Source organism: Clostridium sp. AM29-11AC, assembly GCF_003480545.1.
Classification (GTDB): domain Bacteria; phylum Bacillota; class Clostridia; order Lachnospirales; family Lachnospiraceae; genus Otoolea; species Otoolea saccharolyticum_A.
On the sequence record NZ_QUJI01000027.1, the window covers coordinates 16779 to 37182 of the forward strand.

The 20404-nt window shown below is 50.6% G+C and carries 19 protein-coding genes; 4 read left to right on the forward strand and 15 right to left on the reverse strand.

Annotation, left to right across the window (positions count from 1 at the left end):
- The first annotated feature begins 546 nt into the window (after positions 1–546).
- Complete coding sequence (gene raiA / locus DW757_RS15045; RefSeq protein ID WP_008399368.1) at positions 547–1074, forward strand: ribosome-associated translation inhibitor RaiA; 528 nt, start codon at positions 547–549, stop codon at positions 1072–1074.
- Between the two features lie 154 nt (positions 1075–1228).
- Here the strand turns inward: raiA and DW757_RS15050 are convergent, their stop codons facing one another.
- From DW757_RS15050 to DW757_RS15090, 9 genes are all read right to left on the reverse strand, one after another.
- Positions 1229–1990, reverse strand: a complete 762-nt coding sequence (locus DW757_RS15050; RefSeq protein ID WP_243033727.1) for a copper homeostasis protein CutC — start codon at positions 1988–1990, stop codon at positions 1229–1231.
- A 235-nt stretch (positions 1991–2225) separates the two neighbouring features.
- Positions 2226–2597 (reverse strand): DUF1667 domain-containing protein, encoded by a 372-nt coding sequence (locus tag DW757_RS15055; RefSeq protein ID WP_008399373.1) that lies wholly within the window; start codon positions 2595–2597, stop codon positions 2226–2228.
- A gap of 4 nt (positions 2598–2601) precedes the next feature.
- On the reverse strand, positions 2602–3867 hold the full coding sequence (locus DW757_RS15060; RefSeq protein ID WP_008399375.1) for an FAD-dependent oxidoreductase: 1266 nt from the start codon (positions 3865–3867) through the stop codon (positions 2602–2604).
- A gap of 13 nt (positions 3868–3880) precedes the next feature.
- On the reverse strand, positions 3881–5320 hold the full coding sequence (locus tag DW757_RS15065) for an NAD(P)/FAD-dependent oxidoreductase (RefSeq protein WP_008399376.1): 1440 nt from the start codon (positions 5318–5320) through the stop codon (positions 3881–3883).
- A gap of 453 nt (positions 5321–5773) precedes the next feature.
- Positions 5774–6487, reverse strand: coding sequence for an MIP/aquaporin family protein (locus DW757_RS15070; protein ID WP_008399378.1), 714 nt, complete (start codon positions 6485–6487; stop codon positions 5774–5776).
- Between the two features lie 178 nt (positions 6488–6665).
- Positions 6666–8162, reverse strand: a complete 1497-nt coding sequence (glpK, locus tag DW757_RS15075) for a glycerol kinase GlpK (RefSeq protein WP_008399380.1) — start codon at positions 8160–8162, stop codon at positions 6666–6668.
- Positions 8163–8257: 95 nt separating this feature from the next.
- Positions 8258–8857 (reverse strand): TetR family transcriptional regulator, encoded by a 600-nt coding sequence (locus DW757_RS15080; protein ID WP_008399382.1) that lies wholly within the window; start codon positions 8855–8857, stop codon positions 8258–8260.
- A gap of 14 nt (positions 8858–8871) precedes the next feature.
- Positions 8872–9438: a glycerol-3-phosphate responsive antiterminator gene (locus tag DW757_RS15085; RefSeq protein WP_015574752.1), complete on the reverse strand. Its 567-nt coding sequence runs from the start codon at positions 9436–9438 to the stop codon at positions 8872–8874.
- Positions 9439–9722: 284 nt separating this feature from the next.
- On the reverse strand, positions 9723–10385 hold the full coding sequence (locus tag DW757_RS15090) for a thioredoxin family protein (RefSeq protein WP_118752137.1): 663 nt from the start codon (positions 10383–10385) through the stop codon (positions 9723–9725).
- 360 nt (positions 10386–10745) lie between these two features.
- On the opposite strand from DW757_RS15090, the gene DW757_RS15095 reads away from it, so the two are divergent.
- Positions 10746–10946: a hypothetical protein gene (locus DW757_RS15095; RefSeq protein WP_008399385.1), complete on the forward strand. Its 201-nt coding sequence runs from the start codon at positions 10746–10748 to the stop codon at positions 10944–10946.
- 99 nt (positions 10947–11045) lie between these two features.
- Here DW757_RS15095 and DW757_RS15100 read toward each other — a convergent pair whose 3' ends face one another.
- The 4 genes from DW757_RS15100 to ftcD all read right to left on the reverse strand — a co-directional run bounded on the left by DW757_RS15100 (position 11046) and on the right by ftcD (position 15448).
- Complete coding sequence (locus tag DW757_RS15100; RefSeq protein ID WP_015574750.1) at positions 11046–11870, reverse strand: formate/nitrite transporter family protein; 825 nt, start codon at positions 11868–11870, stop codon at positions 11046–11048.
- Positions 11871–12112: 242 nt separating this feature from the next.
- Positions 12113–13780 (reverse strand): formate--tetrahydrofolate ligase, encoded by a 1668-nt coding sequence (locus tag DW757_RS15105; RefSeq protein ID WP_118752138.1) that lies wholly within the window; start codon positions 13778–13780, stop codon positions 12113–12115.
- 118 nt (positions 13781–13898) lie between these two features.
- Positions 13899–14537 (reverse strand): cyclodeaminase/cyclohydrolase family protein, encoded by a 639-nt coding sequence (locus DW757_RS15110; protein ID WP_118752139.1) that lies wholly within the window; start codon positions 14535–14537, stop codon positions 13899–13901.
- A gap of 2 nt (positions 14538–14539) precedes the next feature.
- Positions 14540–15448, reverse strand: a complete 909-nt coding sequence (gene ftcD, locus DW757_RS15115; protein ID WP_015574747.1) for a glutamate formimidoyltransferase — start codon at positions 15446–15448, stop codon at positions 14540–14542.
- Between the two features lie 329 nt (positions 15449–15777).
- On the opposite strand from ftcD, the gene DW757_RS15120 reads away from it, so the two are divergent.
- Entirely contained in the window at positions 15778–16245 is a 468-nt protein-coding gene (locus DW757_RS15120; RefSeq protein ID WP_118752140.1) for an Lrp/AsnC family transcriptional regulator, read from the forward strand.
- 221 nt (positions 16246–16466) lie between these two features.
- Here the strand turns inward: DW757_RS15120 and DW757_RS15125 are convergent, their stop codons facing one another.
- Together DW757_RS15125 and trxB are read right to left on the reverse strand one after the other, a co-directional pair.
- Positions 16467–17942 carry an NlpC/P60 family protein gene (locus DW757_RS15125; protein ID WP_008399397.1) on the reverse strand — a complete coding sequence of 492 codons (1476 nt, stop codon included), beginning with the start codon at positions 17940–17942 and terminating at the stop codon, positions 16467–16469.
- 14 nt (positions 17943–17956) lie between these two features.
- Positions 17957–18877: a thioredoxin-disulfide reductase gene (gene trxB / locus DW757_RS15130; RefSeq protein ID WP_118752141.1), complete on the reverse strand. Its 921-nt coding sequence runs from the start codon at positions 18875–18877 to the stop codon at positions 17957–17959.
- A gap of 322 nt (positions 18878–19199) precedes the next feature.
- Between trxB and fabG the strand changes: the two genes are divergently transcribed.
- Positions 19200–19931 (forward strand): 3-oxoacyl-ACP reductase FabG, encoded by a 732-nt coding sequence (gene fabG, locus DW757_RS15135; protein WP_118752142.1) that lies wholly within the window; start codon positions 19200–19202, stop codon positions 19929–19931.
- The last annotated feature ends 473 nt before the right edge of the window (positions 19932–20404 follow it).

Consider the following 20404-nt stretch of genomic DNA (forward strand, 5'->3'; position numbering starts at 1 on the left):
ACATAATTCGATTTATTATTGTAAACCCAGCAGGTTGCACAAAAAATATGTTCTGTTTTCGACTCATCCACACTATCCACAATCATTTTCCCGAAAATGTGCAAAAGTTATGCACATCAACTTCTGTCCGTTTTACAGGAAAAAGCAGTTATACACCGACTTATCCACATTATCCACATTTTTTCTCTGTTTATCACCAGTTTTCTCCAGACAAGGAAATCTGCGGCTCTTTTTGTACACATCTCATAAATTTTCCTTTTTCGACAAAAAATACACGATTCTGCCTTGACAGACTTTCCCACCCGACAGTCGTTTGTCAACCTGGTTTTAAAGAAAAAAAAGACACACAGGTCCTGTCTTTTTCTGTTTTTGCACACCATCCGTCACATAACCCCAAAAACGCACCTCATTTCTTTACGGATGTCCAAATAAAAACCTTTTAGGGAAAATTAAGATTAATTTTCATAATATTTTTTATTTTTAATTGAATTTTTCTGATAAACATGCTATAATAAGGACATCCCAATAAAAAAGGAGCGATGACTTATGCGTTATACGATTACTGGAAGAAATATTGATGTTACGCCTGGACTTAGGGAAGCGGTTATTGAGAAAATCGGAAAGCTGGAACGCTATTTTAACCAGGATACAGAGGCCATCATTACCCTGAGTGTGACGAAAGACCGTCAGAAAATCGAGGTTACCATCCCGGTAAAAGGCCATATCATCCGTGCAGAAGAGCAGAGCACAGATATGTATGTATCCATCGACCTGGTAGAGGAGATCATCGAGCGCCAGCTCAAGAAATACAAGAGAAAACTCATTGACAAGAAACAGGCCCCTGTGGATTTCAGCGAGCTTTTTGTACAGGAAGAATCAGAGCCTGATGACGAGATCAAGATCGAAAAGGTAAAGAAATTCGCCATGAAGCCAATGGATCCGGAAGAAGCCTGCGTTCAGATGGAGCTGCTCGGACATTCCTTCTATGTATTCTTAAACGCAGAGACAGAGGAAGTCAACGTAGTATACAAGAGAAAGGGACACACCTACGGACTGATCGAACCGGAATTCTAAACCTTCATCTTATAAACCATAAAATCTGTGGCTGAGACAGTACACGGCGGAGGGAACAAAAGCCCCTCCGCCGTGTACTGTCTCCTATTTTTTTGCAGCAGTTTTTTACTGCCGCCGTTCTTCTGCCATAGTCCGGCAGCTCTCCCTCATCCTCTTACCGCTCTCTAAGCGCTTCTGCCAGCTCTCTGACCAGCCTCTCACTCACTCTGTCGTAATCCCTCTCGTGAGGCGCAGGGGCGATGCTGTAGTTCACCCCTTCCCCTACAGTAGTGACATCCCTCTCCCAGTATCGGCAGGAGGAGTGGAGCTGTCTGATACCCGTATACTCTGCAAGGGCCCTTGCATTTCCTGCATTGACGCCGCTTCCTGCCAGGAGCTGAATCCGGGAACCGTACGCGGCCTGAAGCTGCCTGAGAAGCTCCTTTCCCTGTTCTGCCTTCTCCTGCTGCCCGCTTGTGAGAATCCTGTCTGCTCCCAGCCCAATCAGCTCTTCAATAGCTCTCACCGGATCTTCTGTGCAGTCGAAGGCCCTGTGAAATACTGCTTCCCTTCCGTAGCTGTGAATCAGCTCTGTCATCCTGCCCGTTTTCTCCAGATCCACACACCTGCCCTCAGTGAGAAATCCAAAGGCAAGTCCGTCGCTTCCGTTCTCCAGAAGCTCCCTCGCCTCCTCAAACATCTGCTCCGTCTGAGCCTCTGTGTAGCAGAAACCGGCCCCCCTGGGCCGAACCATCGACACCACCAGCAGATCCGTACAGCGCTTCACCATTCTCAGGCAGGCGGCTGACGGCGTGAGGCCTCCCAGGGCCAGGGCGCTGTTTAACTCGATCCTCTCTGCCCCTCCCCGGGCAGCCGCCAGGGCATCCTCATAGCTTCCGCAGCAAATTTCAATCGTCATTTCTCTGTTTTCTGCCATTCTATCCCTATTCCTTTCCTCTGTCTTCAATATTCTCATCTTACCCAACAGCTGGTTTCCCGGCTGCCGGTCATGGGTATTTCGCTCTTTCACCACACGCCCCAGGGCGTAAGTCAGCCCTTCCCTTCCGGAGGGATCGGGATGTTTTCTGAAAGATAAAAAGCAGGGAGAAACTCCCTGCTTTCTATCATACCAAAATTTCAGTTTTTTCTGTAGCATTTTTTAATGCATATCTCTAGGCGCCCTTCTTCTGAATCTCCTTGGTGGCAATCACATCCACACCTGTCCCGCAGACATCCTTCAGAATCACATCCCCGATATGGACCGGCGCCTCCACGCAGACTCCTTTTAAGGCCCGCACGCAGTCGAAAATTTTCCCCTTGGGAATGTCGTTTCTTGTCTTAACGGAAACCATGTCGAGATTTCCTCCCTTAACCATCACTGTGGAGGTCACAATCCTCGTCGGATTCGTCACCTCCTTGCGGGCATAGTCATCGCCCCGCTTGCAGGTATTTCCTGTCACGCTCTTAATCTCACCGTTTTCCATCTCAACGGTTACCATACATCCCAGAGGGCAGCCAATACAGATCAGTTCTCTCTTTTCCATCGTCCTACGCCTCCTCTATTTTCAGTGTAATCGTCTTTAAGTCCGGACAGCCCAGAAGCTGCTCTTTTTTGAAGGTTACATTCTCCATCTCCCCCGGCGCCACCACCGGACGTTTTCTGTGAATGACCCGCTCATCGTCAAAGTATACGCTCACATAGCAGTTTTTGTAGACATTGCCCACACGGAAGCGCACAGTCAGAGCATCTGCCATCCGCTCCGGATCGATGGTCTTTGGAACAGTGTAGCGCACGCCCTCTGTGGGGATAAGCCGGATCTCTCTTCCGCTTCCCTCCGGAAGGGCTCCCTTCACATACTTGGCCGCATTTTCGCCTGCCACGGCCGCCTCCTCAGACACATAATCCACCAGATCGTGAACGTGGAGCACATTTCCGCAGGCAAACACGCCCTCTATGTTTGTCTCCAGGCTCTCGTTGACAGACGGGCCAGAGGTGACGGGCTCAATATCCACGCCCATTCCGCGGCTTAATTCATTTTCAGGGATCAGTCCCACAGACAGAAGGAGGGTATCGCAGTCATAGTCCTCCTCTGTTCCGGGAATCGGCTTTCCTTTCTCGTCCACCTGGGCCAGGGTGATACCTGTAAGCCTCTCCTTTCCGCGGATCTCCACAACCGTGTGGCTCAGCTTTAACGGAATGCCGTAGTCGTCCAGGCACTGGACAATGTTCCTCTTAAGGCCGCCGGAGTAAGGCATCAGCTCTGCCACCACCTTTACCTTGGCGCCCTCAAGGGTCATTCTCCTGGCCATGATCAGCCCGATATCTCCGGAACCGAGGATGACAACCTCACGGCCCGGCATAAAGCCCTCCATATTTACAAGGCGCTGAGCCGTTCCCGCTGAGTAAATTCCGGCCGGACGGTAGCCGGGGATATTCAGAGCTCCCCTGGATCTCTCCCGGCAGCCCATAGCCAGGATCACCGCCTTTGCCTGGATCTCAAACAGCCCCTCCTCCCGGTTCATGGCTGTGACAACCTTCTCGTGGGAGATGTCAATGACCATTGTGTTCAGGTAATATTCAATCTGAAGCTCCTCCACCTGGTCGATAAACCGGCGTGCATACTCCGGTCCTGTCAGCTCCTCCTTGAAGGTGTGAAGCCCGAATCCGTTGTGAATGCACTGGTTCAGGATTCCTCCCAGTTCCTTGTCCCTCTCCAGAATCAGGATGCTGTCAATTCCGTTTCTCTTTGCGGCAGCGGCCGCAGCCAGTCCGGCAGGGCCTCCTCCGATAATGACAATATCATATGATTTCATGGCGTCCCCCTCCTTACAGTCTGTCCTTGTTGGTTCCCACTACGATTTTGGAATCGCCGCCGGACTTTGTAACCTCGTACATGCTGATATTAAGCTCCCTTGCCAGGATATCCATGGTTCTCGGTGAACAGAATCCTGCCTGGCAGCGGCCCATTCCCGCTCTTGTGCGCCGCTTCACTCCGTCTAAGGACTTTGCTCCCAGCGGTCTGTGGATGGCGTCGAGAATTTCTCCCTCAGAGATCGTCTCGCAGCGGCAGATAATATTTCCGTAGGCAGGCTGCTCCTTAATGAGCCTGCTTCTCTCCTCCTTGGACAGAGATTTAGGATCGAGGATTCCCTTTCTGGTGGCAATGAAGTTGTCCTTCTCCTTCAGATCAGCCTTCTCCCTCAGAATGTCAGCGACCATCTTTCCGATGGCAGGGCTGCTGGAAAGTCCCGGAGACTCAATTCCGGCGCAGTCGATAAATCCTTTGCAGTCAGGAAGCTCCCTGATAATAAATTCATGGTGATCCTCATGGGCGCGCAGCCCTGCGAAGGAGGTGATAACCTGGCGCATGGGAATGTTGTTCACGCTGTTCTGCGCCTTCTCGATAACCTCGTCAAGCCCCTCTCTGGTCGTATTTGTCCCTTCCTTGTCATCGATGTCGATGGCGGTGGGGCCCAGAAGCAGGTTCCCGTGAATTGTCGGTGTGACGAGAATTCCCTTTCCGAACTTTCCGGGGAGGGTAAATACTGTCTTATCTACCAGATTGCCGGCTGTGCGGTCAAGGAGACAGTAATCGCCGCGCCTTGGCGTAATATGGATTTTCTCCTCGCTCATCATGTTGTGGAATTTATCTGCGTATACGCCTGCCGCGTTCACCACAAATCTCGTCTTCAGTACCCCGTTGTTCGTGTGAAGCTCAAAGGTTCCGTCCTCCGTCTTCTTAATATCCTGAACCTCTGTGTTGAACTTGAATTCTACCCCGTTCATGTTGGCATTTTCAGCCAGGGCAATCGTTAAGCCGAAGGGACATACGATTCCTCCCGTAGGAGCGTAGAGTGCAGCTACTGCATTGTCTGTGATATTGGGCTCCATCGCCTTTAACTCTTCCCTGTTTAAAATACGAAGCTCCTTCACTCCGTTTTTGATTCCCCGCTCATAGAGGGCCTGAAGGTTCGGCAGCTCCTCCTCATGGAGACAGAGAACCAGGGAGCCGTTTCTCCTGAAGTGAAAGTCCAGATCCTTTGAGAGCTGCTCCATCATCTGGTTTCCTTCCACATTGAGCTTGGCCATCAGTGAGCCAGAGGCCGCGTCATATCCTGCATGGATAATGGCACTGTTGGCCTTGGATGTGCCGCAGCAGACATCCTCTTCCTTCTCCACGACGCAGAAGCTTCCCTGGTACCGTGACAGCTCTCTGGCTGAAGCACAGCCTGAAACGCCTGCGCCGATAATAATAACGTCATACATACTCCATTCCTCCTCGCTGCAGTTTGGCTGCTAAAATGTTTAGGAAGCGCAGTGAAATACGCCTGGGCCTATTTCCCGCGTTCCAGTATCGGTCAAATCGCGCTGCGGACAGCGCATTTTCTTTTGCCGTTGGTTTAAAATCTGTGAAAATCAGACGGTGAAAATCCCGCCGCGCGGCTGCCTTAAGCAGCCTTTTTCCTCTGCGCGGTGTGCGCATCCCGCCCGGCAGGACTTTTTGTATCGCAGGAAATTCAAAGGGATTTCCTATGATACAAAAAGCCAGGCAAAAGAAACCAGCCTGTAAGCTGATGATTTCCTTGCCCGGCTCATCTCTCCATGCAATACCTATTTAATTAACTTCACGCACTCCGTGCCGTTCCGGGAAACTCGAACTCCGCTTTGCTCCGTTTGAGTAGCGCACAACTTCACGTACTCCGTGCGTTCAGTTGTGCTTTACCATGGAATAGCTCCATAGAGCAATACAGCGACGATGGCGCCAATGATCGGGCCAACTACCGGAACGTATGCATAGCCCCAGTTGGAACCGCCCTTGCCCTGAATCGGAAGAACTGCATGGGCAATTCTCGGGCCGAGATCACGGGCCGGGTTGATTGCATATCCTGTCAGACCGCCCAGGGACATGCCGACGGATACGATGATTCCGAATACCAGGAATTTATCTAAGCCGACTTCTGCTGCTCCTGGAACATTGCCAAGACCCTTGATAGCAAATACAAGGACAAATGTGCCTATTGCCTCAGACAGAATGTTGAGCGGCTTGTTGTCGATAGAAGGACCTGTACAGAACACGCCCAGCTTTGTGCCTGCGTCGGGAGTTGCGTCAAACTGATCCTTAAACAGGATGTATACCAGGCAGGCTCCCACGAAGGCTCCTGCAAACTGAGCAATGATATAGCCCGGGACAAGTGCCCAGTCAAAACTTCCGTCAATGGCCAGAGCCAAAGTCAGAGCCGGGTTGAAAGAAGCGCCGGAGGCGGCTCCGAAGATAAATGCCGGAACCATTACCGCAAGACCCCATGCAAAGGTAATCTGGACAGAGCCTCCGCCCTTCATACCGGATTTATTCAGATTCACGTTAGCTACAACGCCGTCGCCTAAAAGGATCAGCATCATGGTTCCCAAAAATTCAGCTATATATGGCAGCATAAAATTTCCCCCTTTTCTTCTCCTGTCACGGACGGCGGAAATTCAGTTTCCCCTCCCGGGGAAAAACTGATGTCTTTCCCGCCGCCCTTTTATCAATCCACAAAATTCACACTGCATTGAAGCTGCCGGCAGTCTGTGCTTTCCCCGCCTGCAGCTCACCCCGTGACCGCTGTCGGGATTAATCCTCCTTCGCCCAGCCGAAGGAATACTTCACTGCCTTATTCCAACCTTTGACCTTCTTATCTCTCTCCTCAGCCTCAATCTGCGGAGCGAATACACGGTCAATCGCCCAGTTCTTAATTACATCCTCTTTGCTTGCCCAGTAGCCAACTGCAAGGCCTGCCAGGTAAGCAGCTCCCATGGCTGTGGTCTCTACACATTTCGGGCGATGTACCGGAGCCTGGATAATATCAGACTGGATCTGCATCAGCAGATTGTTGGCGCTGGCGCCGCCGTCCACCTTGAGTGCTCCAAGATGAATGCCGGAATCAGCCTGCATAGCCTGCAGTACGTCGTTTGTCTGGTATGCCAGAGATTCCAGAGTAGCGCGGATAATATGATACTTGTTGACGCCTCTCGTAATTCCTACGATTGTTCCTCTTGCGTACTGATCCCAGTGGGGAGCGCCCAGTCCCGTGAAGGCCGGAACGACGTAGCATCCGTTTGTATCCTTAACCTTCTTGGCCATGTACTCAGAGTCCGGGGAAGAATCGATCAGTCTCATCTCATCTCTCAGCCACTGGATCGCTGCACCTGCAACGAAGATGGAACCCTCAAGGGCGTAATTTACTTTGCCGTCAAGTCCCCATGCGATTGTAGTTACAAGTCCGTTCTTGGAGAATACCGGCTTTTCGCCTGTGTTCATCAGCATGAAGCAGCCGGTTCCATATGTATTCTTTGCCTCGCCCGGGTTAAAGCAGGTCTGTCCGAACAGAGCGGACTGCTGATCGCCTGCTGCGCCGCCAATCTTGATGGGGCCGCCGAACCAGGACGGATCCGACTCGCCATATACGCAGCTGGATGGCTTTGCCTCAGGAAGCATGCATTTCGGAATATTTAACTCTGCCAGGATCTCATCATCCCACTGCAGTGTGTTGATATTGAACAGCATCGTTCTGGATGCGTTGGAGTAATCCGTTACATGGACAGCACCCTTTGTCAGCTTCCAGATCAGCCAGGTTTCCACTGTACCGAACAGGAGTTCACCCTTCTCAGCTCTCTCTCTCACGCCCGGAACATTGTCCAGGATCCATTTTAACTTGGTTCCTGAGAAGTAGGCATCAATGACAAGGCCTGTTTTTTCTCTGAATTTGTCTGTCAGCCCCTTCTCCTTAAGAGAATCACAGTATTCGGAGGTACGGCGACACTGCCATACAATCGCATTGTAAACCGGTTCCCCTGTTTCCTTATCCCAGACAATCGTGGTTTCACGCTGGTTGGTAATACCGATAGCGGCAATATCCTCTGCGGTCGCACCAATCTGAGCCATAGCCTCCACTGCTACGGAGAGCTGAGAGGACCAGATCTCATTTGCATTGTGCTCAACCCAGCCTGGTTTTGGGAAATACTGTGTAAATTCCTTCTGCGCCACGCTGCACATCTCACCCTTTTCATTAAAAAGGATACATCTGTTACTGGTAGTTCCAGCGTCCAATGCCATTACATACTTTGCCATAAGAAACCCCTCCTTACATAATATAGTTTTATGGTAGCATCTTTATTGTCAAATGTCTTTAGACAATAATCTCAAATTGTTAAAACAGAACAACTTCAAGCTGTTTTTATCCTGTTTTTAGTATACTTTTCCTCGCTTTTTTTAGACGAAGATGCACATTTGGCGCAAATCAGCGAACATACCTGCAAAAGCTCCCTGAGATTCTGTGCATTCTGTTCCTTTGGAACCTTCCGACAGGATACATATCGGAAAATGTACTGGATCACCGATTCTGTCAAAAAATCCACAAGAAGTTCTCTTCCCCCTGAAAGACTCCTTGTCTCACTCTCTGTCAGCATGTTCCCCACCAGGCGGCGAATCTGAGCCTCTACCGCAGGTTTCAGGTGGTTCGCAACCCGATCCCACTCCATCTCCTGAAGCATTTTTCTGTAAAACCACCGGTTTTCCTCTATCAGTGCCATGAGATGTTCCAGCCAGTGTGAAAAGCTCTCCTCCTGCCGGTAGGCAATCTGGTCAATCAGCTCATACTGGCAGATCAGTTCGATCACCTCATAGATGTCCTGAAAGTGATAGTAGAAACTCTGCCTCGTCATGTGGCTTCGCTCGACGATATCCTGAATTGTAATCTTTTTAATGGGCTTTTCCGCCATCAGCTCCTTCAGTGCCTGGGCCAGCCTTCTTTTCGTGTCTGACATCCAAAAGCCTCCTCTCAGATAAACCAGGTGTTCTGATTCGTGGATGAGATGGAAATGGCTCCGGCCTCAATAGCCGCATAGATATCTGCCTTCTCCCCAATCAGACCGCCTGCGATCACAGGCGCGGATACCATTTTTGTAACCCTTGTTATGATTTTCGGCATAATGCCGGGAAGAATCTCCACAAAATCCGGCAGAGCCGCATCATACTGCTTCTTAATATTGTCAAACGCCATGGAATCAATGACGAAGAAACGGAACACCGTTGCCATTCCCAGCTCCTTGGCTCTTCGGATGAGCGGCAGCTTTGTGGAGATAATCCCGTCAGCCCTTGTATTCCGGTGAAGGAAATCAACCGCTATCTCCTTTCCTGAAAGGCCGGATATCAGATCCACATGTACCATGGCAAATTTTCCCTTTTCCTTAATCCTCTCCACAATCTCCGGGATTCCGACAATATCCCCATACAGCACAAACACAATCTGGATATCTGAGCTAAGGCACTTCTCAAGCCCTGCCTCATCCTTGACAGCCGCGATCACCGGGCAGTCTGTCACTGTATCATACAGCTTCTGTTCCATATCACACCTTCCTTCAGTCCGCCGCCCGCCCATAGAGGCAGGCCGTCTCTGCGGCAAATTCTATTCTGCCGCAGTGCGATCCCCGCGGAGCGTTTTTATATAACAGGGAACGAAGTTTCCTGTTATATAAAAAAGAGCCGGGTTAAAAACGGCATCTCTGCCGTTATTCAACCTGCTCCTCTCTCCTGGTTCATCTTTGATTATAAATTATCCTAACACAATACACAATTTAAGTCAATATATCGTTATTTTATTGTCATTTTGCACAATTTTTTCTTCTCTTCCTACCGGAGAAGGGCTAAAAGCTCTTCCAGGCTCTTTTCTCCCATGTACATCGCTTCCCCGATCAGAATCGCCGGCACTCTCGAGAGCTTGTACTTTTCCACTAAATCCGGATACAGCCTTGCATCTACCATAGTACATTCCACATTGGGGCTCAGAAGAGCCAGGGTCTGCCCTGCTGTCACAACACTCTGGCAGTGGTGACAGGAAAGTGACACGAACACGCGGATAACATTTTTCTTTTTGAGCTTTGCGATTTTTTTAAGCAGTTTCTGATCCAGTTCCTTTTCAGGCCCCGCCGCATTGAGGATAGCCACCACAAAAGAATTAATCTCCTTTCCTCCCGGAACTCCCAGAAAGGCTGCTCCCAGATAGCCGTTTTCCCCGAACAGCCCTGTAGAGGGAAGATGTTCTGTGTCCAGCGCCCCATCCGCCTCACTGTCCTCTCCCCGTTCCAGCAGCTGCAGTTCTATCCAGGGGCTCAGCTGCGCCACTGCCTTCAAAAAGGATCCCATCTCCACGCTGGCCGGCTGTTCCGGATCGAGTACCGCCTTCAGGCAGACCGGGCGCACCAGTCTCTCAAAAATCATCTTAAGGTTTTTTTTCAGCTCCTCATTCACCAGGCTGCTCTCACTTGGAATTTTCGCTTCCAGACTCTGACTCATATCTTGCTTTCTCCCTTCTGACTGTCAGCGCAACCGCTATCCTGCAAAATAGCTTCCGCATCTGCAGCGCGCCTTCATCTTATCCTCCTCGCTTTTTCTCTGCCCCTTTTTTCAGTCACACTGGTTTGGGGCTTTGTCATATGGTTCCATTATACCGGCAGTATAGAGAAAAAGCAACTCTTCGCCCCATAAATAGCAGACGAATCCTGAAGTCCCCTCCCTTGTTTCCCAAAAGTCTGTACAATTTTTTCTAATTGTCAAATTTTGCTCTTAATTCCTTTTATTTGCAGCCGCCTCTCCTTGAATTTTTTCCTCTGTGCGGATATAATATGCTTATCAAAGTATGAGGAGGTATCGGAGATGGAAGAAAAGAAACAGACTGGCTGGGCCAACTTAAACGGAATCAGCGACGATGACAAAACCTGCGGCTTGAACGATATGAACTGTCTCGGGGAGGACGACGATTCCAGCTGCGGACTCAACGATATGAACTGTGTAGATGGAAAAGACGATCTCTCCTGTTCTCTGAACAACATGAACTGCGAGGACGACAAGAAATAGCCTGCCTGGGCAGGATCAGATCGGATGTTGTCCTCATAAGAAAAAGGAGCCGGACTTACGCAAACGTCTGACTCCTTTTCCTATTATTCTTGCCGCTTCTTATTTTTTCTCCTTCTCCCATGCATGGCCAAGCCACATAAGAATTCCCACTGCCAGGCCTCCGGCCAGGTTCCCCAGTGTGACGGGAATCAGGTTTCCAATGAAAAATCCACTCCAAGTGAGGGCAGAAAGATTCACTCCTGCCTCCGCTGCCTTTGCCGCGTACTCCGGAACAGTGGCGGCAAAAATTCCGGCCGGTATGTAATACATATTTGCCACACAGTGTTCAAAGCCGCAGATGACAAAGAAACTGATGGGGAAAAAGACTCCCGCTATCTTTCCGGCCGTATCTTTGGCGCTGAGGCTTGCAAGGACAGCCAGACAGACCAGCATATTGCACATAATTCCCAGCACAAATGCATTTGCAAAAGGCAGAGTACTCTTGGTGACAGCCAGCTTCATCGTAAATACAGCCAGCCCTCCGTCAGAATAGTTAAACTGGCCGAACTTTGCGCATGCAAAGGCTATCAGGAGACTCCCGATCAGGTTGCCGATGTAGACTACAATCCAGTTTTTTATCATGGCGGAAATCTTCGCCTGTTTTTCCAGTACGGAAATAGAGATCAGGCAGTTTCCCGTAAACAGTTCTCCCCCCAGAAGGACAACCAGCGTAAGACCGCCGGGGAACAGCACTCCCAGAACGATCCGCATGGCTGAGACATTTTCAATAGAATGTCCCGCTGTATTGGTGGCCGCTGCCCCAAGGGCAATGAAAATACCTGAGAGAATACCTAGAATAAGCATTTTCATTGCCGGCATCTCCGTCTTTTTTCTTCCAGCTGCACTGTAATTTTTCACTATCTCTGCCGGTGTAAAAAAATTCATTTGTAAATTCCTCCCATCGTGTCTTCTGTGTCCATATCCTTCATCTGTGTCATTCATCCCGCTCCCCTTCTGCCCGCAGCCATGTCTCAGCCCAAATACATACTGTTTATGCAGGGATTTTTCTTACTGATTTTCCCTGAATTTCCACTGCGGAAGAAAGGGCAGTGCCGCAGGGAAGCAGTACACTTCCCTGCGGCACTGTAAATCCTGGTCCGCTTGTTAAAGCGGCACAAATTTCTTTTTTAGAACAGACCTGAAATCCTTCCAGTTTCGTCCACATCGATTTTCTCTGCAGCCGGAACCTTGGGAAGTCCGGGCATGGTCATAATATCGCCTGTCAGAGCTACAATAAAGCCTGCTCCAGCCGATACCTTCAGATTTCTCACAGTTACTGTGAAATCCCTGGGCGCACCCGTCAGCTTCTGGTTGTCAGAAAAGCTGTACTGTGTCTTTGCCATACAGATCGGGAAGGAGCCGAAGCCCAGCTCTGTGAGCCTCTTTGCCTGCTTTTTGGCGCCATCTGTCAGCACTACCTTTGTACCCCTGTAGATCTTTGTGACAATGGCATTTAACTTCTCTTCAATGGAGAGTTCATCCCCATAGCAGTACTGGAAATGATTCTCCTCCTCGCAGAGGCGCACTACCTCTTTTGCCAGATCAATGCCGCCGTCTCCGCCTTTGCCCCAAACCTCGGAGAGAGCTACATTGACACCCAGCTCCCTGCACTTGTCGGCGATCAGCTGTAACTCGGCCTCTGTGTCAAACGGGAAGCGGTTGATGGCAACTACGCACGGAAGGCCAAATACCTTTGTGATGTTCTCCACATGCTGCAGCAGATTCGGAAGTCCCTTCTCGAGAGCCTCCAGATTCTCTGTATTCAGGTCTGCCTTGGCCACTCCTCCGTGATGCTTCAGCGCTCTCACTGTCGCCACTACCACTACGGCTGAGGGCTTCAGGCCTGCCATACGGCACTTAATGTCAAGGAATTTCTCAGCTCCCAGATCGGCTCCGAAGCCGGCCTCTGTGATCGCGTAGTCTCCCAGCTTTAAGGCCATGCGTGTGGCGATAATAGAGTTGCAGCCGTGGGCGATATTGGCAAACGGGCCTCCGTGGATAAAGGCCGGCGTGTTCTCAAGGGTCTGCACCAGGTTCGGCTTCAAGGCATCCTTTAAGAGAGCCGTCATGGCTCCGGCTGCCTTCAGATCTCCGGCTGTCACCGGCTCGTCATCGTAGGTGTAGCCCACGATGATCCTGGAAAGCCTCTCCTTTAAGTCTGTCACGTTCTTTGCCAGGCAGAGGACAGCCATAATCTCGGAGGCGACGGTAATGTCATAGCCGTCCTCTCTTGTGACTCCATCCACGCGGCGTCCCAGTCCGTCCACGATGTTTCTGAGCTGTCTGTCGTTCATATCCACCACGCGGCGCCAGGTAATCCGCTTCGGATCGATTCTCAGCTCATTTCCCTGGTAAATATGGTTGTCAAGCATGGCTGCCAGAAGATTGTTGGCAGCTCCAATCGCATGGAAATCCCCCGTAAAGTGAAGGTTAATGTCCTCCATCGGCACCACCTGGGCGTAACCGCCGCCTGCTGCCCCTCCCTTAACGCCGAATACCGGGCCCAGAGAAGGCTCCCGCAGGGCTACTACCGCATTTTTCCCCAGCTTTCTCATCCCGTCTGCCAGGCCGACTGTGGTAGTTGTCTTGCCCTCTCCAGCCGGAGTAGGCGTAATGGCTGTCACTAAAATCAGCTTTCCGTCAGGACGGCTGTCCTCGTTGAGCAGGTTATAATCCACCTTAGCCTTGTACTTTCCATACTGTTCCAGATACTTCTCGTCAATATCCAGGCTCTCTGCGATCTCTGTGATATGTAACGGGGTTGATTCCTGAGCAATCTCAATATCTGTCTTCATGTTTGTTTTTCCTCCTCCTGAAAATGATGCCGACTGTATGGTTCAATGCATTCTTCTATTCTATACTTTGTTTTTGTAAAATGCAATCACGTTTTTTCTTTCTTTTGTTAAGTGATTTTTAGCAGAGCGAATCTGAGAGCTCCGAGCTTTTTAAAATTCTCTTCTCATACTCCACTGCCTCTGCCTCCAGGCGGCTGACCTCCTTTTCCATTTCGGCCCTGAATTCCTCATCCTTGATGGAACCCAGGTTAATTTTTACATTAAACAGCGCGCCGATCACGGCTGTGCGGGCCATCATGGCAGCCACCAGACCGTCGGTCACCGCATTCGTATTCCCCCTTGCAATCACTGCATCAGCCAGCGGAAAAATCTCTGCTGCCGTCCTGGCCACAGAGAGCGGAACCCTGGCCGCCTCCTTAAGCCCATTCTGCATGGCCTCCCTGCGGACTGCCTTCTGCTCCTCTGTGTCCTTCGGCATCCCCAGAGCTTTCATATAAAGGGTAAAGGATTCACTGTCTCTCTCAATGTCGTCCACCAGCGTTTTTCTTATTTCTGCTCCCTTTGCTGCAATCTCCTTCATCTCCTCCTCTGCATCGGCATACTTGGCCTTCCCCACAGTGAGATTTGCCACCATCTCAGCCAAAGCTGCCGCCAGGGCGCCTGCCACAGCAGAAACGCTGCCTCCTCCCGGCGCCGGAGCGTCAGATGCCGCCAGGGCGGCAAACTCCTCAATACTTAAATCCTTTAACTCTGCCATCTCTACTCCTCCTCTAAAAGTCTGTTCTCCATTACCTGGGCGCTGTCAAAGTTTTCAACCTGAAGATAATACTCAGCGCAGTCAATTAATGCCTGCATGGGAAGGAGCCCCACAATCTCCGTTCCAACGGCCCGCACGCCGTAGCGTCTCGCCTCCATCTTTACAGCCTCAAAGGCGCGGTAGATTGCCGTTTTGGTATAGTCGGTCAGGTTCATGGAAACCTGGGCAATCCCCCTTTCCTCCAGCATGACGCCGATGGCCTTGACATAGCGGTATCCTCCGTTAATGTGGCGGATCTTTCTGGCGATCTGGTTGGCAATCTCCAAATCTGAGGTATCCAGGTTTACATTGAAGGCCACCAACGGCATTCTGGCTCCGACAGCTGACACACCTGCAGTCGGATGAATGGTTTCCGGACCAAAATCAGGGGTCCACAGCTCCTTGTCCTTCATCTTCTCAGCCATTCCCTCAAACTGGCCCTTCCTGATACTGGCAAGATTCACTCTGTGGGGAGCTGTGGCTGAAGATTCATATAGGAAGCAGGGAATTGCGTACCTCTCTCCTACTGCCTTCGCTACCTCCTTTGCAACGGCATCCGCCTCCTCCAGGGAAGTATTGCGGCATGGAATAAAGGGGACAACATCCACAGCTCCCATCCTCGGGTGCTGTCCCTCATGCTTTGTCATATCAATCAGCTCTGCAGCCTTTCCAAAGGAAGCAATGACTGCGTCCCTTAAAGCCTCCGGCTCTCCGATTGCAGTCACAACGCAGCGGTTGTGATCCTTATCCGTCTGATAATCCAGAAGTTTCACACCCTTTTTCCCCCGAAAGCAGTCTACAATCTGCTCTACCTTCTGCATATCGCGTCCTTCACTGTAATTGGGCACACACTCAAGCAACTTGTTCATCATCATTTTTACCTCCTGATTCAGCGCCTTATGCCGTTCTTGTCCGAATCACAGCAGCCGTCACTGTTTCCGCCTTACGCCGCCTCCCAGGCGGGCAAAGCCTTTCGCAGCCTTCGCCATATCCGGTCTCAAGGGCTATAATTTTTTCATTGTAAGATAATTCTAACATTTACGCAACATTATTGTACAGGTTTTTCATTTACTTTGATTATTCTTTTTCCTAACAAATCTGTTTCCGATTGATTAACCAGCTTACAGAATTCATTTACATTTCATCGTCAATGGTCTATACTATTATAGTTTGGGGAAGATACTGCAAAGGAGGAATCTGATTGGACAATACTGATATAAAAATCATCAATATCCTGCAGAAAAACTGCAAAACCTCCACCCGCGAAATCGGACAGCAGGTAGGCCTTACAGCTCCGGCCGTTGCGGAGCGGATCAATCGTCTGAAGGACTCAGGGGTCATCTCGGGATTTCACGCCAAGATCAATGACCGGCTGATGGGCAGCCATATCTCGGCTTTTATCTGGATCAACGTACCTCCCAAGGAATACGACGGCTTCTGCCGGTTCTGTGAAGCTGCTCCGGCTATTATCGAGCATCATCACATTGTAGGTCTGAACAACGCTCTATTGAAGGTGCGGGTTGCAAATTCCGCAGAACTGGAGTCCCTTTTGGAGCAGATACGAAAATTCGGCCTTTCCAACACCTCCGTTCTTCTTTCCACCTATTTCACCCAGAAGTCCTTTCCAGAGCTTGAAGCCTCCTCCAAAAAGACGTCTGGCGAACCGTAAGTATCACTGGAAATCAGGTTCTTTCCTATAGATCAAGAAAGAATCCTGCAAAGCAGGATTCTCCGCCTGCGGCGGGTCGCAAAAGCGGCATTTTCCTCTCCAACCCAGTGCGATCCCCGCGGAGCGTTTTTATATAACAGGGAACGAAGTTTCCTGTTATATAAAAAAGTCCGGCATCAGAGCTTATGTCTCTCTGATGCCGGACTTTTTCTGACCTTTCCCTAATCCAGGAAGGTGACAGCCTTGCACGGTGTCCTGTAGTTGGACGGTGAAATGCAGATTCCCGTTTTAGGGTTGCTGGCGTGAATTACCTGGCCTCCGCCTATGTACATAGCCACATGGTTGATGTAGCTTCCGCTGGCATAGAAGAGAAGGTCGCCCGGCTGAGCCTCATCCACCGGAATCTCCTTTCCTCTGGCCGCCTGATCCCTGGAGCTGCGCCCGGTAGTGATTCCGAAATGAGCATAAACCGCCTGAGTGAAGCCGGAGCAGTCTGCGCCGTTTGTCAGGCTTGTCCCGCCGTAAACATAAGGATTTCCCAGGAACTGCTTTGCATAGGCAACTACCGCCGTCCTTGTAGCTTTCTCAACCTTTCCGGAGCTGCCGGACGAGCCTGAGTTTCCGGAAGAGTTGCCTGGGCCTGCCGGAGATTTTGGCGAGTCATCCTTCTGGGTTTCCTTGGCCTTGGTAGTTTCCGGCGCCTTGGTAGTCTCCTGCTTCTTCGACTCCTGTGTTTCCCGAGGCGTTCCATCCGGGTTCTGCTCAATCGTTCCGCTGAATTCCGAATCCGGCTCTTTGGTTTCCCTGGCCTTGGTGGTCTCCTTCGCTTTTGTCGTCTCCTTGGCCTTAGTCGTCTCTGGCGCTTTTTCTGTCTCCTTGGCAGCCTCTTTCTTGGCAGCTTCCAGCTCTTCGAGAGCCTTCTTTGCCTCCTGCCTGCGCGCCTCTTCCTCCGCGGCTTTTGACTCCTCCTCGGAGCTGGAGACAGCCTGGTCAAATTCTACTCTTGTGTCCACATAATCCTTAAACACATAGCCCACCAGATCTGTGTCCACGGAAATCTTGTAGAAATCACCCTCCTGTCCGATTACCTCATACTCTGCATCAGAAGAGAGCAGGTCAAGGGTGGCACTCTCAAGATTCGGCTCCTGCCTCAGGCGGAGAGTTGCGGTATGAGCCACTTTCGCATAGGTAGTTCCGACCTCCCTGGCCTTTTTCTCCGCCTCGGCGCCTGTAATGAAGTACTGGGCCTTAATGTAGCCGTTCACCGTACCGGACTGAATCCTGTACCATTTTCCTCCCTCTCCGTCTACTGTGTCAAGAATGGTTGCGGCACAGTTGTTGTAAATCTTACCCACCACGTCACTGGTGGTATTCGGCTCTGTCCTGACATTGACATAGTTGGAAACCTGGGACACGGCCACCTTGTCGTAGTCAGAGGATGAGGAGGTCTTTACAACCGGCGCATCTTCTTTTCCGCTCTTTTCTACCTGGGCAAGCGTCTCATCTGACGAGAAGGCCTCTGCCAGCTCTGTTTCCGGATCAAGGCTGCCTGCATAGTAATTGTTCATCGCCACAGAAACTCCTGCCACAGACGCATCAGTTTCCAGGTTAATCGCCGCCTGCGCTCCGAAAGGCGCTGCCGCTGCTAAAGCGGCAACCGTACACAGGCAGGCCAGTGCTTTAAATGGCGTTTCCATCTGTACATTTCCTCCTATCTCTCTGCCAGATACCTCTCCGCGCTGGTGACACAGTTGGCCCCGTCCGCTGCCGCTGTGATCACCTGGCGCAGCTGCTTCGTGCGCACATCTCCGGCTACAAACACGCCCGGAACTGAAGTTACGCCATCCTCCCCTGCGATGATATATCCCTGCTTATCCATTTCCAGAGTGCCCTTAAAGGGCGCGCTTTCCGGCTCGATGCCTACGGCAATAAACACTCCGTCCACGGAAATTTTTTTCTTTTCACCTGTCTTCTTATTGGACACGGCAATCTGCTCCACGCGGTTCTCACCCTCGATGGCATCCACCACCGTATCCCAGACTGTCTCAATCTTTTCAGACTCAAATATGCGGCTCTGAAGCGTCTTGGCCCCCCGCAGCTCATCTCTGCGGTGAATCAGATATACCTTGCTGCATATCCTGGACAGAAAGATCGCGTCCTCCAGAGCTACATCTCCTCCCCCGATCACCGCCACAGTCTTGTCTCTGAAAAATGCCCCGTCGCAGGTAGCGCAGTAGGAAACGCCGGCTCCGGAGAGTTCTTCCTCCCCCGGCACTCCCAGCTTTCTGTGATGGGCCCCTGTGGCCAGAATCACTGTTTTCGCACGGTAACTCTCTTTTTCACAGACAACCGTCTTAATCTCACCGGAAAGTTCAAGCTTCTCTATCCTGTCCTCTGCAAAGGAAGCTCCCAGACGGTCTGCGTGCTCCCGGAATTTCATCCCCAGATCAAAGCCGGAGCTTCCAGGAAGCCCGGGATAATTGTCAACCTCGTACGTATTGAGAATCTGTCCCCCGCTCATCATCTCTCTCTCAACTACCAGAGTGTCAAGCTCTGCCCGCTTTGCATATATCGCCGCCGCGAGCCCCGCCGGCCCGGAGCCGACAATAATCAAATCATATATCTTTTCCATCCAGTCCTCCCGACTCTCCCCTCGGAGCACTTCTCATGCATCATGTTTCATAACTTTAAGTATAACACAAGTTCTATAGGCAGTATACATCATTTTCTAATTTTCACCGCACAATTTTCTGGAAAAAGCTGGAAAATCCTTCTCTTCTTCTTTTCATCAAAAAAAGACAATTCTTCACTCACCTTCCCGGCAATTTGAGTACGAATATTCGCAACAAATCTCCCCCACTTTTTTTCTATGTGATATAATTACATTAACCTGGCAGCATATGGCATTGCGTTCCACAGTGCTGTCTGACATTTCAGAAAGGACGTGAATCTCTATGGCAAGAAAAACAGTACTCGTCACCGGAGCTTCCCGGGGAATCGGGAAAGCTATCGCTGTAAAATTTGCAAAAAAAGGATACAATGTGGTAATCAGCTGTGTCAGACGTGAGGAACAGCTCCTTCAGACAAAGAAAGAGATCGAGAGTTTTCAGGTATCCTGTCTCTCCTACCTGGGCGATATGGGAGTTGCGGAAAACTGCGCAGAGCTGTTTAAAAAAATCCGCAAGCAGTTTGGCGGCCTCGATGTCCTGGTCAACAATGCCGGCATTTCCTACATCGGACTTCTCCAGGATATGAAACCCGAGGACTGGGAACTGCTTCTGAGAACCAATCTCACCTCCGTCTTTAACTGCTGCAAACTGGCCATTCCCATGATGCTTGAAAAAAAGCAGGGAAAGATCATAAACATCTCCTCTGTCTGGGGCGTGTGCGGAGCCTCCTGCGAGGCTGCCTACTCTGCCACAAAGGGCGGAGTCAACGCCCTTACTAAAGCTCTGGCAAAAGAGCTGGCTCCCAGCAACATCCAGGTCAACGCCATCGCCTGCGGAGCCATCGACACCGAGATGAATCACTTCCTCGACGATGAGGAACTGATTGGCCTGATCGAGGAAATCCCCGCCGGAAGACTGGGCCGCGCCGAGGAGGTGGCCGATTTAGCCTACCATCTGGGATATAAAGAAAACTATCTGACCGGACAGATTATCGGACTGGACGGAGGATGGGTGTAGGGTGGGGAAAAGGAGCGGTTTTTTTATTCCAGCGAAGTCATAAAAAAACCGCTCCTTTTCCCTGGGAAGTGAGTGGACGGCGAAAGGGAAAGAGAATGGGGAAGGGATGACGGAGTCTGTATAGATGGGAAGTAATGGGGATTAACAGGAGTTAATTTAATGGGAGTTTTGATGGGAGTGCTAGGAGGTGTGGAGGGAAGCGGATCTTGGGAGAGGGATTAAGCGGAAGAAGGCGGCCGGAGCAGGATGTTGCAGAAGCTTAAAAGACTTATGCTCGAAATGACTGCTGAATCGAAATGGCACAGGCGAGCAGAAAGGGTCTGAAATAAGCCGGCATATCTGTAATCATACATGAGCAGCGCCCCCCTGTATCGGCCGGAATCTGAAGTTTCGGAAGGGGGAAGGAAGGGGGAGAGGTAGTGTAAAAAAGTTTGTGTCTTTGGAAGAAAATGACTCCTTTTTGGTAAGAATTA